The organism is Stenotrophomonas sp. NLF4-10, assembly GCF_022359915.1.
Taxonomy (GTDB): Bacteria; Pseudomonadota; Gammaproteobacteria; order Xanthomonadales; family Xanthomonadaceae; genus Stenotrophomonas; species Stenotrophomonas daejeonensis.
The window spans coordinates 1-18,892 of record NZ_JAKSEE010000001.1; the positions used below are offsets into that span (position 1 = coordinate 1).

The window sequence follows — 18,892 nt, forward strand, 5'->3', positions numbered from 1 at the left end:
GTTCGCTGTTCCTCGAACGCCCTGCGCTGGCGCAAGGGCCGGGACGCGGGCGGGGGTTGGGTGAGGGGCAATGGAGTACGAATGATCAACCATCACGGACTACGTTCGCCCCTCATCCGCCCTTCGGGCACCTTCTCCCGGAGGGAGAAGGGAGCATCCACAGCTCACTGCACCACCGCCGGGCACAACGCCGGCGGGGCATCAGCAACATGCGTTCCCCACCCCTGCGTATCCGGCGCGGCATCCAGCACATAGGCCAGCGTGCCGCCCTGCTGCAAACGGCCCACGTCCACCCACGTCGCCGACTGCGGCCTGCCGTCGAGGCTGGCCGAGCGGATGTAGCGCACGCCGTCGTTGGCGCCCGGCGCACGCACGCTCAGGGTGCGGCCGTTCTCCAGCGCGATGTCGATGCGGTCGAAGCGCGGCGGGTGCAGCAGCATCTGCCCGCTGCCGGGCATCAGCGGTGAGAAGCCCATCGCGCCGAACAGGTACCACGCCGACATGGTGCCGAGGTCGTCGTTGCCGGTGACGCCGTTGGGTGCGTTGGTGAACAGCGTCTGCGCCGCGCGCAGCACGGTGGCGGTCTTCCACGGCTGGCCGATCAGGCTGTACAGCCCCGGCACGTGCATGGTCGGCTCGTTGTTCGGGTTGAAGCGGTACTGGCCGTAGTAGCTGTACGGCCCGGCCACCCACGCCTTGCGCGCTGCGCCATCCGGGTCGGCGAGCAGTTCGTCGTAGGCGAAGAACGCGTCCAGCCGCCTGCCCATCGCCTCGCGCCCGCCCATCGCCTGCGCCAGCGACGGCAGGTCCTGCGGCACCAGCCATTGGTACTGCCAGCTGGTGCCTTCGTGGAAGCCATAGTGCGAGCGCGGGTCGTAGCTGCCGGTGGGCGGGGTGAACCATTCGCCACCTTCCATGCGCGGCCGCGGGAAGCCGGCGAAACCGGTATCGGCCTCGGCGAGGTCGGCATCCCACACCTTGCGCCAGTTGCCGGCGCGCGCACGCAGCGTCGCGGCGGCATCGGCATGGCCGAGCGCGGCGGCCATCGGCGCCAGCGCGCAGTCGGCCAGCGCGTATTCCAGCGTCGCCGAACCACCCTGGTGCGGATCGACGTCCATGCCCTTGGCCGGGAAGGTGCGGTCGTAGAACACGAAGCCGTCCTTCAGGTAGTTGGCGTTGCCGGCGCGGCCCTCGTGGCGCGATTCCAGCGGCGGCACGCCTTCGGCGTTCTTCCACAGCGCCTGCCACGCTTCCTGCTCCATGCCCTGCAGTGCGCCGTAGCGCCACAGGTCGGCGAGGAACGGGGTGACCGGGTCGCCGGTCATCACGTTGCTGTCGAAATCGGCATAGCCCCAGCGCGGCAGCCAGCCGCCCTGCGCGTCGATCGCCAGCAGGCTGCGGCCGATGTCGCGGGCGCGCTGCGGGCGCAGCAGCGCCAGCAGCTGGTTCTGGCTGCGGTAGGTGTCCCACAGCGAGAAATACTCGTGGTAGGTCCAGCCGTCGGCCATATGGATGGCGTTGTCGTAGCCGCGGTAGCGGCCGTCGGCGTCGCTGCCGGTCATCGGTTGCAGCAGGGCGTGGTACAGCGCGGTGTAGAACACGCTGCGCTCGTCCTTGCTGCCGCCATGCACCTTGACGCTGGACAGCTCGCGCGCCCAGTCGGCCTGCGCGCGCTTGCGCATGGCGTCGAAGCCGAGCAGGCGGCCGTTGCCGTCGCTGCCCTCGCGGCGCAGGTTTTCGCGCGCGCCTTCGATGTCCACGTGCGAGATCGCGCTGACCGCGGTGACGCGCTGCGCCCGTCCTCCAGGTCGAAGCTGAGCCACGCGCCGTTGTACGGGTCGTGCTCGCTTTCCATGCTGAAGCGCGCGCCGGGCGTGCCGCCGGCCTGGCCCCAGACGCCGAACGCCTTGAACGGCCGGTCGAACTCGATGTGGAACCAGGTGGTGTACTGGTGGCCGCCGCAGAAGCTGAGCGTGGTCAGTTGCCCTTCCACCGCGCGGTCGCCGACCACGCGCACCTGGCTGCCGGTGACGCGGTGGCGGTTGTTGGCCTGGCTGACGTTGACCAGCACGTGGCCGCTACCGGCATCGGCGGCGAAGGTGTAGCGCTCGGCGGCGGCGCGGGTGAGCGCGGTGGCCTCGGCGTCGATGCCGCCGTAGTCGGTCAGGCGCACCCTGTAGTAGCCGGCCTGGCCGACCTCGCCATCGTGGGTGTAGCGCGCGCCGTAGCGCTTCTGGTCGAAGCTCTTCGCATCGCCGGTATCGAAATCGCCACCGGGGGCGATGCTGCCGGTCACCGGCAATACCGACACCTGCCCGCCCTGTTCCCAGCAGCCCGCGCCGGAGACGAAGGAGTGGCCGAAGCCGAGGATCTTGTCCTCGTCATAGCGCCAGCCGGCGTAATGCAGGCCAATCGAGCTGACCTGGATCAATCCGAACGGCGCCGACGCACCGGGGAAGGTATTGCCGTCGTCCTGGGTGCCGATGAAGGTGTTGACCTCGCGCTCGGGCGTGGCCGGGGCGGCCTGCGACAGCGGGGCAAGCGACACCGCCAGCAGGCAGGCGGCCGCGGCCAGCGGGCGGCGGAAACGGGAAGCGGTGGCGGACGGCATTCGGCTCACGGGCTGGATTCTCTGGGGCGATGTCGGTGCGGCGATAGGGTGGCCCGGCAATGCCGGGCCGTTGATGGCCGGCCCGCCCTTGCGGGACGGGGAGAGTGCCGGGCACCAGTGAATTTAGATCGATCCAAGTAAAGCATGGCCATTTCGGCCGATGCATTCTGCAACGCAACATCCACGGCCCGGCGCGCCTCTGCCCGCGCCTGATCGCGGCGCTGCCCTTCCGGCAGGATCGGCCGGCCCTTCCCCTTCATCCGGCCTCTCCGGGACCAGCGCCATATTGCGCAGCAACATGCGTCGGCCCCGGCACTGTGTTAAAATTTCGCACCAATCGTTTAGATCGATCCAAATCAATTCGACGGCGATTGCAGGACAACCACGGGTCGGACCGCCCCTTCGGGGGCAGGCGAAGTACCCGCCTCGTCCGGCTTCAAATTTAGATCGATTCAATACCTTCGTGCAGTTACCGACTTCAATCCAGGAGAGGGAGAGCGGATGAAACAGATGTCACGCACGCACGGCCGCCATGCGTTGTCCGCGGCCATCACGGCCGCACTGGTCGCCACGGCAATGCTGCCGGCCGGCGCCTTCGCACAGCAGGCCGGCACCCAGAACGCCGACGCCACCACGCTCGACGCGGTCACCGTCACCGGCTATCGCTACGCCATCGAGAAGAGCCTGGACCAGAAGCGCGACGCCAATGCGATCGTTGAGGTGATCAATGCCGAGGACGTCGGCAAGTTCCCCGACAAGAACGTGGCCGACGCGCTGCAGCGCGTGCCGGGCGTGATCGTCACCCGCAGTGGTGGCGAAGGCAAGAACGTCAGCGTGCGCGGCCTGTCCTCGGAGCTGACCCTGACCGAGTTGAACGGCAACTACATCGCCACCGCCGAATCCAACGGCGACCCGACCCGTTCGTTCAACTACACGCTGCTGCCGTCGAACATGCTGGGCAGCGCCGAACTGTTCAAGTCGCCGGAAGCGCGCATCGACGAGGGCGGCATCGGCGGCACGGTGATCCTGCACACCCGCCGTCCGCTGGACATGGAATCCAATACCGGCTTCGTCTCCGTCGAGGGCACCCGGGCCGACACCACCCAAAAGACCGACGGGCAGCTCTCCGCCTCGTACGCCTGGCATGACAAGGACGACCGCTTCGGCGTGTTCGTCGGCTATACCGACCAGAAGCGCACCACCCGCACGATGGGCGCCAGCACCGAGAGCTGGCAGTGGTATGGCCGCGATGAAGGCGGCACCGCGGTCGACGTCAACGGCAACCCTTCGGACTTCAACTCGAACTGGTGGGGCGGCACCGGCTTCTACGACCAGAACGGCAAGTACTACACCGGCTTCATGATGCCGACGTCGGTGAACCTCGACGTCAAGGAAGAGGAACGCGAGCGCAAGGGCGGCCAGTTGACCTTCCAGTTCAAGCCGCTGGACAACCTGACCCTGACCGCGAACTACTTCCGCTTCGAGCTGTCGCAGGACTCCCAGACCCACACCATCAAGGTGCCGGAATGGAACATCGCCCGCTATTGGGGCGACGGCAACTGGGCCGGCGGGCGCCTGCTCGACGGGATGACGATGGACCCCAGCGGCACCATCGTCACCGGCGCCGACTACAGCCTGCACCCGGGCAAGGCCTATTACTGCAGCGAGGACGAGGCCGCCGACGCCGGCATGGCGCCGGGCGGTTGGGGCTCGGATGACTGCACCATCCCGACCCCGCAGATCACCGGCAGCTACAACCTCGAGAAGGCACTGTCGCAGACCGTCGACTTTTCGGCCGAATGGCGCGGCGAGTCGGTCGACGTCGCCTTCAAGGGCGGGCGCACCTGGGCCAAGGGCGGTCCTTCGCTGCAGTTCTCGCTGCCGCTCAAGCCGCGTCGCCAGAATGCGGACGGCAGCTGGAGCCTGGGCAACCTGGCCAGTTCCTGGGACCTGACCGGCACCCCGTCGATGGTGTTCTCGCCGGAGCTGATGCAGAACCTGAAGGACGGCATCCTGCAGGTCGACCTCGGCTCCACCGGTTCGTCCTGGACCCGCAACACCAACGAGCAGAAGTACGCCCAGATCGACACCACCTGGCATACCGAGGCCGGCTTCTTCGAGTCGTTCCAGTTCGGCGTCAAGTACCGCGATGGCGGCATCCACCGCAGCACCGGCAACAGCTACTGGGCCTGCCCGGGCACCGACCCGAGCGACTACGAAAACCGCTATTGGAACGGCGGCTGCAACGACCTGGCCCTGCAGTTCTCGCCCGACTTCCTGTACGGCATGGGCAACCTGGCCGGCGGCATCAATGCCAGCGCGTTCCGGCCATCGACTACCCGGCCTACATCGCCTACCTGAACAAGACCTACGGGCGATGCAGACCCGCAACGAGGACAACTTCGTCTACAACGTCGACGAAAAGATCTACTCCACCTACCTGCAGGCCAACTTCCGCACCGAGCGCCTGCGCGGCAACGTCGGCGTGCGCGTGGTCAGCACCCGCCAGCACGCCGACTCCACGACAAGGTCACCCTCTACAACGACTACTTCTACGACGACGCCAACGGCGACGACGAAAAGATCTACTCCACCTACCTGCAGGCCAACTTCCGCACCGAGCGCCTGCGCGGCAACGTCGGCGTGCGCGTGGTCAGCACCCGCCAGCACGCCGACTCCACCGACAAGGTCACCCTCTACAACGACTACTTCTACGACGACGCCAACGGCGATCCGCTGGCGTGCCAGGCGGGCGATGCGGTACCGGGCGGCGCGCCCGACCGTACCTACTGCGGCACCGAGGGCTACTGGCGGCTTTCGGACAGCGTGGCCCGGCCGGAGACCTTCGCGGTCAGCAGCCTGGAGCGCACCTACACCGACGTGCTGCCGAGCTTCAACCTGGCCTATGACCTGAGCGAGAACCTGCTGCTGCGCGCGGCGGCCTCCAAGGTGATCTCGCGCCCGAGCTACGGCAACATCGCCGCCCCGGGCAGCCTGGAATACTTCAGCCCCGAATACGTCAACGATCGCCGCCTGACCGGCGGCGCCGGCGAACAGGGCTGGTACGGCTCGGGCAGCAACAAGAACCTGGAGGCCTACAAGGCCACCCAGTACGACATCGGCCTGGAGTGGTACTTCCGCCCCGGCTCGGTGGTGGGCCTGGACCTGTTCCGCAAGGACGTCAGCAACTTCTCGGTGCCGGTGGTGCAGGACGTGACGCAGGACATCGGTGGCGAAACCGTGGTCGTGCAGAACTACTCGACCACCGCCGGCGGTCGCGACGCGGTTTCGCAGGGCGCGGAGTTCTATGCCCAGCACACGCTGGATTTCGGCCTGGGCTTCCAGGCGAACTACACCTGGAACGACACCAACGAAGCGGCCATCACCCTCGAGGACGGCACCGAGATCGGCAAGTCGCCGCTGGTCGGCAGCGCCAAGAACCAGGCCAACTTTACCGTGTTCTACGAAGTGGAGAAGCTGCTGCTGCGTGCCTCGTGGAACCGTCGTGGCGAAGTGGTGCAGGGCCTGGTCAGCGGCCTGAACCTCTACCAGGAGCCCTACCAGCAGATCGACCTGAACGCCGCCTACAACGTCACCCCGGCGCTCAGCCTGAGCGCCTCGGTGTTGAACCTGACCAAGGAAGAGACGCGTACCCACCTGGGCAACGACACCAAAAACCGCTTCTACTCCAACGGTTATGCCGGTCGCGTTGTCTACCTCGGCTTGAACTACAAGTTCTGACCCCTGCCCTTCGGGGCAGCCTACGTCGACAGCCGCGCTGGTACAGGCGGCTGTCGTCGTTTGTGCACCAGCCCACTCATGGCTCGTGGGAGCGGGTTATCCCCCGACACGGGGGCAAGCATCGCCGGGGGCGTGGCACCGGCCTACTCGTAGATGCGGGGCTTGCCCCGCATGGGCTTCACCGGGAGCGCATCATGCGGGGCAAGCCCCGCATCCACGGCATTCCGGCAAGCCTCAGGTCAGCGGCGTCATCACGCCCTTGCGGTAAGCCGGGCGCACCTGCAGGCGCGCATACCAGCCGGCCAGGTGCGGCAGGTCCGGGCGCTGGATCGGCATCTCGAACCACGCATAGGCGAAGGCGCCCAGCGGGATGTCGCCCATCGCGAACGACTCGCCGGAAAGCCACGGTTGCCGCTCCAGCTCGGCATCGGCCAGCGCCAGCAACTCGCCGCAGCGCACCAGTGCCGCGTCGATGCGCGCGGCGTCGCGGTCGGCCGGTGCGGTGCGCACCACGCCCCAGAACAGGTCGCGGAAGGCGACGGCGAAGCTCGATATGGTCCAGTCCATCCACTTCTCGCTCTGCGCGCGCAATGCCGGGTCTTCCGGGTACAGCGTGCCCAGCGCGTAGCGCGCCGACAGGTAGCGGACGATGGCGTTGGATTCCCATACCGGCAGGCCGTGGTCCTCGATCACCGGCACCAGCCCGTTGGGGTTCATCGCCCGGTAGTCGGCGCTCTGCGTGCCGCCGAACGCGCCGCCCACCTCGATCGACTCATAAGGCAGGCCGATTTCCTCGGCGCACCACAGCACCTTGCGCACGTTGCTCGAATTGCGGCGTCCCCAGATCTTCAGCATCCCGGTTCCCGTTGTGACCGACGCAGGACCCGCACCATACGCCGGAGTGGCCGCCGTCATCGTCATGCCGCGCCCGCCTTGGCGGCCTTGGCGGCTTTCTTCGGCAACACCCGTACCTGCGTGGACTTGTCGTCCTTCTTCAACTCGAACAGGCCGATCGCCGCGAGCAGGTCGCTGAGCTTGCGGTAGCCGTAGTTGCGCGAATCGAACGAGGCACGGTTGCCGATCTGGTTGCCCACCGCACTCAATGCCGCCCAACCCTGCTCGTCGGCGGCCGCGTCCACCGCGCCGCGCAGCAGGTTGAGCAGGCGGGTGTCGCCGCGCAATTCGTTGCCCGGGCGCGGCTGGATCGGCGGTTGCGCCCCGCCCGGCGCGGCAGGCGCATCCGCGGCGGCCTCGCCATGCCCCGGCTGCCCCGCATCCGCCGCTACCCGGCCGGCATCCTCCTGCCCCAGCGCCTCCAGGTAGGTGAACTGCGAGCAGGCGTTGACGAAGGGATCGGGCGTCTTCTTCTCGCCGAAGCCGTAGACCTTCACCCCGTCGGTCAGCAGCCGCATCACCAGCGGGGTGAAATCGGCGTCGCTGGAGACGATGGCGAACCCATCGAGGTTGCGCGCGTAGAGCAGGTCCATCGCGTCGATCACCATCGCCATGTCCGAGGCGTTCTTGCCCTTGGAATAGGCGAACTGCTGGATCGGGCGGATCGCGTATTCGTGCAGCACCGCCTCCCAGCCCTTCAGCCGCGGGCTCTTCCAGTTGCCGTAGGCGCGGCGCACGTTGGCCACGCCGAAGCGCGCCACCTCGGCCAGCACCTCGTCGATCTTCGCCGCCGGCGCATTGTCGGCGTCGATCAGCAGGGCGATACGCTTTTCGGGATCGGACACGGCATTCCCTCCACGGCATTCGGCTCGGAGCCAGTATCGACCATCGGCCCGAGCATGCGCACCCCATGCGATGATGGCGGCCGGTTGTCCACGCCCTCCAACCGGCATCCGCCGGCCCCCACCGGAGTACCGCATGCCCCACGACCGCCCTCCCCGCCTGCTGGTCATCGGCGGCGGCTTCGCCGGCCTCCGGGCCACCCGCGCGCTGGCCAACGCGAAGCTGCGCATCACCCTGGTCGACCGCCGCAACCACCACCTGTTCCAGCCGCTGCTGTACCAGGTGGCCACCGCCGGCCTGTCGGCGCCGGACATCGCCGCACCATTGCGGCACATCCTCGGCCGGCAGCGCAACGTCGAGGTCAGGCTCGGCGAGGTGGATGCCATCGACAAGCACCAACGCCAGGTGCGGCTGCGCGACGGCACCACGCTGGACTACGACCTGCTGCTGGTCGCCAGCGGCGCCACCCATGCCTATTTCGGCAACGACCAATGGGCGCCGCACGCCCCCGGCCTGAAGACGCTGGACGATGCGCTGGCGCTGCGGCGCCGGCTGCTGCTGGCCTTCGAGAAGGCCGAGGCCGAACCCGACCCGGCGAAGAAGGCGGCCTGGCTCAGCTTCGCCATCGTCGGCGGCGGCCCCACCGGCGTCGAGCTGGCCGGCACCCTGGCCGAGATCGCGCGCCACACCCTGCGCAACGAGTTCCGCCACATCGATCCGGCCTCGGCGAAGGTGCGGCTGGTCGAGGCCGGGCCGCGGGTGCTGTCCAGCTTCCCGGAGGTGCTGTCGCTGAAGGCGCGCCGGCAGCTGGAGCGGCTCGGCGTGGAAGTGCATGCCGGCGCGCCGGTGACCGCCATCGACGCCGAGGGCTTCCACCTCGGCGAGCGGTTCGTCCCTGCCCGCACCGTGGTCTGGGCCGCCGGCGTGGCCGCCTCGCCGCTGGCGCGCACGCTGGACACGCCACTGGACCGCGCCGGCCGCGTGCAGGTGCAGCCGGACCTGACGCTGCCCGGCCACCCCGAGGTCTTCGTCGCCGGCGACCTGGCCGCGCTGGCGCAGGCCGACGGCCGCCCGGTGCCGGGCGTGGCGCCGGCCGCCAAGCAGATGGGCAGGTACGTGGCCGCGGTGATCCGCGCGCGGCTGCAACAGCACCCGGCGCCGCCACCGTTCCGCTATCGCGACCAGGGCAACCTGGCGACCATCGGGCGCATGGCCGCCATCGTGCACATGGGTCGGCTGAAGCTCTCCGGCCTGCTGGCCTGGTGGTTCTGGCTGGCCGCGCACGTGTTCTTCCTGATCGGCTTCCGCAACCGGCTGGTGGTGCTGCTCAACTGGGCGGTCGCCTACTGGAGCTACCAGCGCGGCGCGCGGATCATCTTCGGCGATGCCGATGGCGAACCGCACGATGGCGATCCGCCGCCGCGGGAGTGAACGACGTCAGCCGTTGCCGGAGGCGAAGCGCTCGAACACCTGCTGGCCGGTCAGCACTTCGGTGTCGTTGCTCAGTTCGTAGAACGCCGGCTTCTCGTCGATGAATATCTGGCTTTCGAGCCGGAATTCCTGCTGCTGGAACAACCCGGCCGGCAGCATGTACTCGCCGGTCGGCAACAGCCGATAGAACAGGTGGGTACCGCAGGCCGGGCAGAAGCCGCGCTCGGCCCAGTCCGAGGAACGATAGGCGCTGGGCTGCGCGCCATCGAAGCGCACATCGCTGCCGCAGTGCACCGCGAACATCGGCCCGCCCGACCAGCGCCGGCACGTCGCGCAATGGCAGAGGCCGACGTCGGCATGGTCGGAGGCCGTGACTTCAATGGCGCCGCACAGGCAGGTTCCCTTCATGGCATTCCCCTTATGGCTGGGCATCGTGCCCGGAAACGGAAAAGGCCCGGTACGACCGGGCCTTTCCAGCAGACGTGCAACACCGGCACCGCGACTCAGGCGGTGAACAGTGCCTTCATCTTCTTCAGCGCATTGGCCTCGATCTGGCGGATGCGCTCGGCGGACACACCGTATTCGTCGGCCAGCTCCTGCAGGGTGACCTTGCTGTCGGCGTCCAGCCAGCGGCGGGCGATGATGTCGCGCGAACGCTGGTCGAGGTTGGCCAGGCCCTCGCGCAGCAGCTGCAGCTGGTTGTCCTCGCTGTCGGCACGCTCGTAGGCCTGCGACGGGTCTTCGTCGTGCGCGACCAGGTAGGCGGCCGGCGCCGGCGGCGCATGGTCGTCACTCTCGTCGCTGGGCGCGTCGAAGCCGACGTCGCGGCCGGACAGGCGCGACTCCATCTCCATCACCTCACGCTCGGAGACGTTCAGGTCCTTCGCCACCGCGCTGACCTCGGCCGCGTTCATCCAGCCCAGCCGGGTCTTGGACTTGCGCAGGTTGAAGAACAGCTTGCGCTGCGCCTTGGTGGTGGCGACCTTGACGATGCGCCAGTTCTTGAGGATGAACTCGTGCATCTCGGCACGGATCCAGTGCACCGCGAAGGACACCAGGCGCACGCCCATATCCGGGTCGAAGCGCTTGACCGCCTTCATCAGGCCGATGTTGCCTTCCTGGATCAGATCGCCCAGTTGCAGGCCATAGCCGTTGTAGCCGCGGGCCACGTGCACGACGAAGCGCAGGTGCGAATGCACCAGCTCGCGCGCGGCGTCCAGGTCCTGCTCATCGCGGAAGCGGCGCGCCAGGTCCTGCTCGTCGTCCACCGACAGCACCGGGATCCGGTGCACGGCGCCGATGTAGGCATCCAGCGAGCCGAGCGCGCTGGGAACCGGAAGATTGTTTGCCACAAGGGCAGTAGAAGTATTCGGGTTCATGGGGCTCATCTTAGCAGTCCAAGCTATTGGACTGGCCGGTATAGAAAAAGTTCCAGTGTTCCGCTTTTGTCGTCAATTCCGTCAAATGGCCGGATTTTAAACACCAACAGCATCCTCGGTTTCCCGACTTCGCTACCGTATCAGAGGCGATGTTGCGGCGGCATGACCGGGATTCAAGCCGGTTCACGCTCCGGCGAGCCGGGCCTCCAGCTCCGCCCGCGGCGGCAGCCGCCAGTCGACCGGGGGCTGGCCGTGGCGCTGCAGGTAGTCGTTGGCCTGCGAGAAATGCCGGCAGCCGAAGAAACCGCGGTGCGCCGACAGCGGCGAGGGGTGCGGGGCCTTCAGCACGCGGTGGCGGCGGGTGTCGATGACCTTGCCCTTCTGCTGGGCGTAGCTGCCCCACAGCAGGAACACCAACCCTTCGCGCTCGCGGTTGAGCACGTCGACCACATGGTCGGTAAAGCCCTCCCAGCCCTTGCCCTGGTGCGCGCCGGCGCGGCCTTCCTCCACCGTCAGCACCGCGTTGAGCAGCAGCACGCCCTGCCACGCCCACGGCAGCAGGCAGCCGTGGTCCGGGCGCCGGAACGGCGGCACCACGCCGGTGTCGTCCTCCAGCTCCTTGTAGATGTTCAGCAGCGACGGCGGCACCGGCACGCCCGGCATCACCGAGAAGCACAGGCCATGCGCCTGGCCGTAGCCGTGATAGGGGTCCTGCCCCAGCACCACCACCTTGACCTGCTCGAACGGGGTGGCGTCGAACGCGGCGAAGATCTGCGGCCCCGGCGGGAACACCCGCGCGCCGGCGGCCTTGCGCTGGCGCAGGAAGGCGGCCAGTTCGCGCATTTCCGGGCGCAGCAGCCAGTCGCCGACGTGGGCCTTCCAGCTCGGTTCGAGCTGGATGTTGGGTGCCGCCCCGCTCACAGCATCACCGCCGGCTGCGACAGGCGCGCCAGCCGCAGCTGGAACAGCACCTTGGTCACCAGCAGGCGTTCCTCGATGGGCTTCTGCACCAGGTCGTTGGCGCCGGCCTGCAACAGCGCGGACTGGTTATGCGGGTTGCTGTCGCCGGTCATCACCAGCACCGGCAGGCGGCGCTTGCCGTAGCCGAAGTCGATACGCACGCGCTCGACCACGTCGCGGCCATTCAGCTCGCCCTTGAGGGTAACGTCGGTCAGCACCAGGTCGATGCGGCGCACGGTGCGACCCAGCGACTCGGCGGTGAGCAGCGAGAACGCGTCCTCGGCGGTGAGCACGTGCACCACGTGCAGGTCGTGGCGTTCGAGCATGCGCTTGGTGGCCTCGGCGACCACGCGGCTGTCCTCGACGTAGAGCACGGTGGCGCCGGGCATCGGCTCGGGCTGCACGTAGCCGCGGATGAACGCGGCCAGCGCCTCGTGGCCCAGCGCCTTGTCGAAGTAGTCGGTGACGTATTCGTTGAAGCGGCGCTGCTCCAGGTGCTGCTGGGCATCGGCGGAGACCACGATCACCGGCACGTAGGCCTGCCCGGCGGCGTCGCGCACGCTGCGCGCCAGCGCCAGGCCATCGCCGTCGGGCAGCGCCAGCGAGGTGGTGACCAGGTGCACCGGCCCGGCGGCGAGCGCTTCGCGCGCCTCCTCGATGCTGGCGCAGCCGACGACTTCCACGTCCGGCAACTCGCGTTGCAGCACGTCGGAAATCAGCTTGCGCACCAGCTTGGAGCCGTCGACCACCATCACCCGGGGGGCGTCGCTGATCAGGTGCTTGAGTTCATGCGTGGGCATGCGCGCCTCAGGTTTCGGTCGGGCGAGTCTGCCTGAGGAAGTGGCCGGTCACCAGCCACGCCCCCAGCCAACCCAGCAACACTGTGCCCAGCAGCACGAAACCCGAATGCAGGGCATCCAGCCCATGCAGCACGAACGGGCTGCCGTAGCTCCGCGACAACGCCGCCAGCGGCGCGCGCAGCGCCAGCCCGCAGGCGCCGACCAGCGCCAGCGCCAGCACGCCCGCGCCCAGCCCGTACCACGCGCCGAGGTAGACGAACGGGCGGCGGATGAAGCCGTCGCTGGCGCCCAGCAGCTGCAGCACGCCGATTTCCTCGCGCCGCGCCTGGATGTCCAAGCGCACGGTATTGCCGACCACCAGCACCGCGCCCAGCCCCAGCAGCAGCGACAGCACCTGCACCAGCCGCGCGCCGAAGCCGAGCCAGGCATCCAGCCGCTGCCGCCACAGGGCGTCGTGCTGCACCAGGTCGGCCTGCGGCAGGGCTTCCAGCGCCTTGGCGAGTGCGGCGTCGTCATCGCCGGCCGGGGTGACGATCAGCAGGCTCGGCAGCGGATTCTCGCCGAGCGCATCGATGGCTTCGCCCAGCCCCGCGCTCTGGCGCAGTTCGGCCAGGCCCTCTTCCGGGGTGCGCAGCACCACTCCGGCGACGTCGTCGCGCGCGCGCAGGCTGGCGGCCAGGTCCTGCGCGGTGGCGCCGTCGATCGCCGGTTTCAGGAACAGGCTGATGTCGCGCGACTGCTGCACGCTGCCGGTGAATACCTTGAGGTTGTCCAGCGCGATCGACAGCCCCAGCGGCAGCGCCAGCGCCAGCGCCATCACCGCCACGGTCAGCGCGGTCGCCCACGGCTTGCGCAGCGCGCGGCCGAGGCTGAACACCACGCTGTGCAGGTGGTGGGCGAACCACGCGCCCAGCCGCGACGGTGCGGCGGCTTCACCATTCCGGGGCATTGCTTCCTTCCTGCTCATTCGGCCAGGTCCTGCGGCGAGATGTCGTCGACCAACCGCCCGTGGTCGAGGATCAGCACTCGCTTGCGCATGCGCTTGAGCAGCGGCAGGTCGTGGCTGACCACCAGCACGCTGGTGCCGCGGCCGGGCAACTCGGCAAACAGGGCCATGATCTCCGCGGCCAGCGTGGGGTCGAGGTTGCCGGTGGGCTCGTCGGCGACCAGCAGCTTCGGCTCGGCGACGATGGCGCGGGCGATGCCGACGCGCTGCTGCTCGCCGGCCGACAGCTGCGTGGGCAGCGCCTTCTCGCGGTGGCCCAGGCCCATGCGTTCGAGCACCGAGCGCACACGCTTGCCGACGTCGCCGCGGCGGTCACCGCGCAGGATCAGCGGCAGCGCCACGTTCTCGCCGATGCTGCGGTCGGTCAGCAGGCGGTGGTCCTGGTGGACCGCGCCGACCTCGCGCCGATGCAGCGCCACCTTGCCGCCGCGCACCTTGAGCAGGTTGCGCTGGCCGAACAGCACCGCGCCGCGGGTCGGGCGCTCGCTCAGGTGGATCAGTTTCAGCAGCGTGCTCTTGCCGGCGCCGGAATGCCCGGTGACGAACAGCATCTCGCCCGCGCCCACCTCGAAGCTGACGTCCACCAGCGCCTGGTGGCCGCCCGCATAGTGCTTGCTGACATTGTCGAAACGCAGAACGCTCATGCGCCGATTATGCCGGAGGCGAAGGCGGCGGTGCGGCGCATCGGCGCGCGATCGGCTTCACGCGCCGGTGGCACCCGACCGTTGGTCGGGCGGCGGCGCAACATGCCGGGGATCGGTTGCGCGCGGATGGATGCGTGCCGACCAACGGTCGGCACCCACCGGGAGCCGCATCAAGAATCGACGCGGTAGTGCCGGCCGCTGGCCGACATCTGCGAGAAGGTCGGGTGATGCGAGGTTGCCGGCCAGCGGCCGGCACTGCCGCGATCAATCGCCCGCGAGCATGCGGCGGATCTTGCGGCCCAGGCGGGTCAGGAACGAATCGCTGTCGTTGCCGGACGCGCGCATCGGCTTGGCCTGCACCTGCACCGGGCTGCCGTTGGCGGTCACCTGCACGGCGGCCTCGGCACCCTCGACCGGGCGGCCGTGGCGACGACGACGACGCTTGCGCGGTGCGCGCTCGCCTTCGGCCTGCGGTTGTTGAGCGGGCTTGGCCTGCTGCAGCGGCTGCGCTGCGGCGGCATTGGCCTGCGCGCCCTCGCCTTCCACGCGCGGCTTGCGCGGGCCACGGCCGCGGCCTTCACCACTACTGCGCGCCCCGCCATCGCGGCGACGCTCGCCATGCCCGCCGCCGGAACGCCCGCCGCGACCACTGCCACCGCCACGGCGCGCCTCGTCGGCGGCCTTCTGCTCGCGCGCCTCGCGGAAGATCGCGCCGACGCTCTCGTTTTCCTCGCCCTCCGGCAGCGGCGCACGCTCCGGCCGCGGCAGCGCGACCAGCAGCTCGCTGGTGACCTGCTCGACCGGGATCTTCTGCTCGATGTAGGCCTCGATGTCCGGCAGGCCCATCGCATAGCGCTCGCAGGCGAAGCTGATCGCGTCGCCTTCCTCGCCCAGCCGCGCGGTGCGGCCGATGCGGTGCACGTAGTCCTCGGCGTCGAACGGCAGGTCGTAGTTGTAGACGTACTTGATGCCGTCGATGTGCAGGCCGCGCGCGGCCACGTCGGTGGCGACCAGGATTTCCAGCTGGCCCTTCTGGAAGCGGTTGAGCAGGCTCTCGCGCTTCTTCTGCGGCACGTCGCCGGAGAGCACGCCGACCCGGTAGCCGGCGCGCTCCAGCGCCCGCGCCACGCGCTCGACGAACACCTTGGTGTTGACGAAGATCATCGTGCGCGCGCCTTCGCTGCGCGACAGCAGGCCCAGCAGCAGCGGCAGCTTTTCCTCGTCGGCGGGGAAGTAGATGCGCTGGCGCACGCGGTCGGCGGTGATGTTGTCGGTTTCCACCACCAGCTTCTGCGGCTCGTTCATGTGCTCGTAGGCCAGCTCCAGCACGCGGTGGCTGAGGGTGGCGCTGAACAACAACGTCTGCCGGGTGGTGCGCTCGGGCATGCGCCGCAGCAGGAAGCGGATGTCCTTGATGAAGCCCAGGTCGAACATGCGGTCGGCCTCGTCCAGCACGCAGACCTCGCAGGCGTGCAGGCTGACGACCTTGTGCTGCTTGACGTAGTCGATCAGGCGGCCGGGGGTGGCGATGATCACGTCCACGCCCTGCTGCAGCAGTTCGCGCTGCTTGTCGTAGTCCACGCCGCCATAGACCAGCGCGAAGCGCAGGCCCAGGTCGGAGGCGAACTTCACCGCGTCCTTGTGGATCTGGATGGCCAGCTCGCGGGTCGGCGCCAGGATCAGCGCGCGCGGGTCTTCCGGCTTGCGGTCGGCCAGCGCCGGGCGGCTCATCAGGCGGTTGATCACCGCCACCAGGAACGCCAGCGTCTTGCCGGTGCCGGTCTGCGCCTGGCCGGCGACGTCGCCGCCGGGCAAGGCCACCGGCAGGGTCAACGCCTGGATCGGGGTACAGCGGGTGAATCCGGCTCCTTCCAGCCCGGCCAGCAGCGCCGGTTGCAGTTCGAAGGAGGAAAAAGTCACATCAGTCAGCGGTTTGTCGCTCATCGTCCAGTCTTGGTAGTGCCGGCTGGCCGGGAGCGGCCAGGCGGCTTGCATCGATACGGGCACCGTCGCACACTGCGGCCCCTGCGCCGGGTCGCGCGACGCCAAGGCGATGGCCTTCTGTCCGCGCAATGCCCCAGTTTAGCGCAATGCAGCGGCCAACCCGGCATGGGCCGTCGCATTGCCCCAGGAGACTCATCAAGTGAGTGACAAGGTTCTACACGTCGGCGATGCCGATTTCGACGCCGCCGTGCTGCAGTCCGACACCCCGGTGCTGGTGGACTTCTGGGCCGAATGGTGCGGCCCGTGCAAGATGATTTCCCCGGTGCTCGACGAGCTGGCCGACGCCTACGACGGCAAATTGAAGATCGCCAAGCTCAACGTCGACGAAAACCGCGCCACCGCGGTCAAGTACCACGTGCGCTCGATCCCGATGCTGCTGCTGTTCAAGGATGGCCAGATCCAGGCCACCCAGATCGGCGCCGTCGGCAAGGGCCAGCTGAGCCAGATGGTCGACAAGGCGCTGGCCTGACCTTCCCCGCGGCGGCCACGGCCGCCGGCCCCGGGCCAGCCATACCGTGGCCCAACAGGCGTTTCCCGGCACCTTGCGCCGTTGCGCGCGGCGGTGTTAGTGTCGCTCGTCCGGCAGCATTCGCCTGCCGCACCCTCCGGCCGGTTCTCGTCCGGCCCATTCCCACCAGTTCGCCGCCCGCACAGGGCGCTCGCACGTATCAGCGAGAGGAATCAACACTTGTCCGAGAACACTCCTTCCGAAACCGGGAGCACCGACGCGCCCGTCGAAAAGCGCGTGCGCAAGCCGCGCGCCGCCAAGGCCGCCGTCGAAACCAGCGACACCGCTCCCGCCGCGGCGCCGGCCCAGTCCGCGCTGCCGCTGCCGGCCACGCCGCCGGCTCCCGCCGCACCCCGTGAAGACGCGCCCCGCCGCTCCGGCTGCCGCCCCGAACACCGATGCCGGCGAACGTTCGCCGCGCCTGCCGCCGCCCAGGGCGGGCAGGACAATGGCGAGCCGCGCAACGACGGCAACAACCACCCGCGCCAAGGCCAGCAGAACCCGCAGGGCCAAGGCCAGGGCAACCGCCGCGACCGCTTCCGCAACCGCCGCGACCGCAACCGCGATCGTTTCCGCGACGACGGCCTGCCCAGCGACAACGGCAACGAGACCTTCGTGCCGCGCCCGCATCCGAACGTACCCGAAGGCTTCCCGGTCTACTCGCTCAGCGACCTGAAGCGGATGCCGGCGCACAAGCTGCTGGAAATCGCCGAGCAGCTGAGCATCCACGAGGGCGTGGCGCGCGCGCGCAAGCAGGACGTGATCTTCGCGCTGCTGAAGGTGCTGACCCCGCCACGGCGAGGGCGTGGCCGCCGACGGCGTGCTGGAGATCCTGCCGGACGGCTTCGGCTTCCTGCGCGCGGCCGAGGCCAGCTACCTGGCCGGCCCGGACGACACCTACATCTCGCCCAGCCAGATCCGCCGCTTCAACTGCGCACCGGCGACCACCGCGGCCACATCGCCGGCCGCATCCGCTTCCCCAAGGACGGCGAGCGCTACTTCGCACTGAACATCGTGGACACCATCAACGGTGAACCGATCGAAGCGTCGAAGAACAAGGTGCTGTTCGAGAACCTGACCCCGCTGTTCCCGCGCAAGCGCTTCCGCCTGGAGCGCGGCGACGGCTCCACCGAGGACATCACCGGCCGCATCCTCGATCTGATGGCGCCGCAGGGCAAGGGCCAGCGCGCGCTGATCGTCTCCCCGCCCAAGGCGGGCAAGACGATGATGATGCAGCAGATCGCCAGCGCCATCACCTACAACCACCCGGACGTGCACCTGATCGTGCTGCTGGTGGACGAGCGCCCGGAGGAAGTGACCGAGATGCAGCGCACCGTGCGCGGCGAAGTGGTCAGCTCCACCTTCGACGAACCGGCCGCGCGCCACGTGCAGGTCGCCGAAATGGTGATCGAGCGCGCCAAGCGCCTGGTCGAGCACAAGAAGGACGTGGTGATCCTGCTCGACTCGATCACCCGCCTGGCGCGCGCCTACAACAACGTGGTGCCGTCCTCGGGCAAGGTGCTGACCGGCGGCGTCGACGCCAACGCCCTGCACCGCCCGAAGCGCTTCTTCGGCGCGGCGCGCAACGTCGAGGAAGGCGGCTCGCTGACCATCATCGCCACCGCGCTGGTCGAAACCGGCAGCAAGATGGACGAGGTGATCTACGAGGAATTCAAGGGCACCGGCAACAGCGAAGTGCACCTGAACCGCCGCATCACCGAGAAGCGCGTCTACCCGGCCATCGACATCAACCGCTCCGGCACCCGCCGCGAGGACCTGCTGATCGAGCCGGAACTGCTGCAGAAGATCTGGATCCTGCGCAAACTGCTGCACCCGATGGACGAGATCGCGGCGATGGAGTTCCTGCTCGACAAGATGAAGAGCACCAAGTCCAACGACGAGTTCTTCAATTCGATGAAGCGGTAATCCATCGGAAAACGCTTGAAAAACAGGGCCTTCGGACAACCGGAGGCCCTATTCGTATCGGGATAGTAATGCGCCGGATTGGCGGTCTGACCACCGGTTTGACCACCAACCTTGACCACCAGACAGCTCAAGGACCCCTTGACCG

The 18,892-nt window shown here is 68.6% G+C and carries 12 protein-coding genes and 3 pseudogenes; 5 read left to right on the plus strand and 10 right to left on the minus strand.

What is annotated here, in order from left to right; genetic code table 11:
• Positions 1-164: 164 nt before the first annotated feature.
• Positions 165-2,611 (minus strand): annotated as a pseudogene (locus MIC98_RS00005) (GH92 family glycosyl hydrolase).
• A 510-nt stretch (positions 2,612-3,121) separates the two neighbouring features.
• On the opposite strand from MIC98_RS00005, the gene MIC98_RS17090 reads away from it, so the two are divergent.
• Together MIC98_RS17090 and MIC98_RS17095 are read left to right on the plus strand one after the other, a co-directional pair.
• Entirely contained in the window at positions 3,122-4,972 is a 1,851-nt protein-coding gene (locus MIC98_RS17090) for a TonB-dependent receptor (protein ID WP_345772138.1), read from the plus strand.
• Between the two features lie 162 nt (positions 4,973-5,134).
• Positions 5,135-6,352, plus strand: a pseudogene (locus MIC98_RS17095) (TonB-dependent receptor); the annotation flags it as partial.
• Positions 6,353-6,586: 234 nt separating this feature from the next.
• Here the strand turns inward: MIC98_RS17095 and MIC98_RS00015 are convergent.
• Positions 6,587-7,207: a glutathione S-transferase gene (locus MIC98_RS00015; RefSeq protein ID WP_239734849.1), complete on the minus strand. Its 621-nt coding sequence runs from the start codon at positions 7,205-7,207 to the stop codon at positions 6,587-6,589.
• Between the two features lie 62 nt (positions 7,208-7,269).
• The gene (locus tag MIC98_RS00020) at positions 7,270-8,091 is read right to left on the minus strand and encodes an NYN domain-containing protein (RefSeq protein ID WP_239734850.1); all 822 of its coding nucleotides are present in this window, start codon (positions 8,089-8,091) and stop codon (positions 7,270-7,272) included.
• 133 nt (positions 8,092-8,224) lie between these two features.
• Between MIC98_RS00020 and MIC98_RS00025 the strand changes: the two genes are divergently transcribed.
• A complete protein-coding gene (locus MIC98_RS00025; protein WP_057641501.1) occupies positions 8,225-9,520 on the plus strand; it encodes an NAD(P)/FAD-dependent oxidoreductase in 1,296 nt (431 codons plus the stop codon).
• Between the two features lie 6 nt (positions 9,521-9,526).
• On the opposite strand, the gene MIC98_RS00030 is transcribed toward MIC98_RS00025, so the two are convergent.
• From MIC98_RS00030 to rhlB, 7 genes are all read right to left on the minus strand, one after another.
• Entirely contained in the window at positions 9,527-9,928 is a 402-nt protein-coding gene (locus MIC98_RS00030; RefSeq protein WP_239734851.1) for a GFA family protein, read from the minus strand.
• Between the two features lie 95 nt (positions 9,929-10,023).
• Complete coding sequence (rpoH, locus tag MIC98_RS00035; protein ID WP_057641499.1) at positions 10,024-10,899, minus strand: RNA polymerase sigma factor RpoH; 876 nt, start codon at positions 10,897-10,899, stop codon at positions 10,024-10,026.
• Between the two features lie 183 nt (positions 10,900-11,082).
• Positions 11,083-11,820: a uracil-DNA glycosylase gene (ung, locus tag MIC98_RS00040; RefSeq protein WP_057641498.1), complete on the minus strand. Its 738-nt coding sequence runs from the start codon at positions 11,818-11,820 to the stop codon at positions 11,083-11,085.
• Positions 11,817-12,659, minus strand: coding sequence for a response regulator (locus MIC98_RS00045; protein ID WP_239734852.1), 843 nt, complete (start codon positions 12,657-12,659; stop codon positions 11,817-11,819). The genes ung and MIC98_RS00045 overlap by 4 nt, the downstream gene beginning before the upstream one ends.
• Positions 12,660-12,666: 7 nt before the next feature.
• Positions 12,667-13,608 carry a permease-like cell division protein FtsX gene (gene ftsX / locus MIC98_RS00050; RefSeq protein ID WP_239734853.1) on the minus strand — a complete coding sequence of 314 codons (942 nt, stop codon included), beginning with the start codon at positions 13,606-13,608 and terminating at the stop codon, positions 12,667-12,669.
• A gap of 14 nt (positions 13,609-13,622) precedes the next feature.
• The gene (locus MIC98_RS00055; protein WP_057641495.1) at positions 13,623-14,309 is read right to left on the minus strand and encodes an ATP-binding cassette domain-containing protein; all 687 of its coding nucleotides are present in this window, start codon (positions 14,307-14,309) and stop codon (positions 13,623-13,625) included.
• 264 nt (positions 14,310-14,573) lie between these two features.
• Positions 14,574-16,253, minus strand: coding sequence for an ATP-dependent RNA helicase RhlB (gene rhlB / locus MIC98_RS00060; RefSeq protein ID WP_239734854.1), 1,680 nt, complete (start codon positions 16,251-16,253; stop codon positions 14,574-14,576).
• Positions 16,254-16,452: 199 nt separating this feature from the next.
• On the opposite strand from rhlB, the gene trxA reads away from it, so the two are divergent.
• Both trxA and rho read left to right on the plus strand, forming a co-directional pair.
• Positions 16,453-16,782, plus strand: a complete 330-nt coding sequence (gene trxA / locus MIC98_RS00065) for a thioredoxin TrxA (protein WP_057641494.1) — start codon at positions 16,453-16,455, stop codon at positions 16,780-16,782.
• 219 nt (positions 16,783-17,001) lie between these two features.
• Positions 17,002-18,747: pseudogene (gene rho, locus MIC98_RS00070) on the plus strand (transcription termination factor Rho).
• The last annotated feature ends 145 nt before the right edge of the window (positions 18,748-18,892 follow it).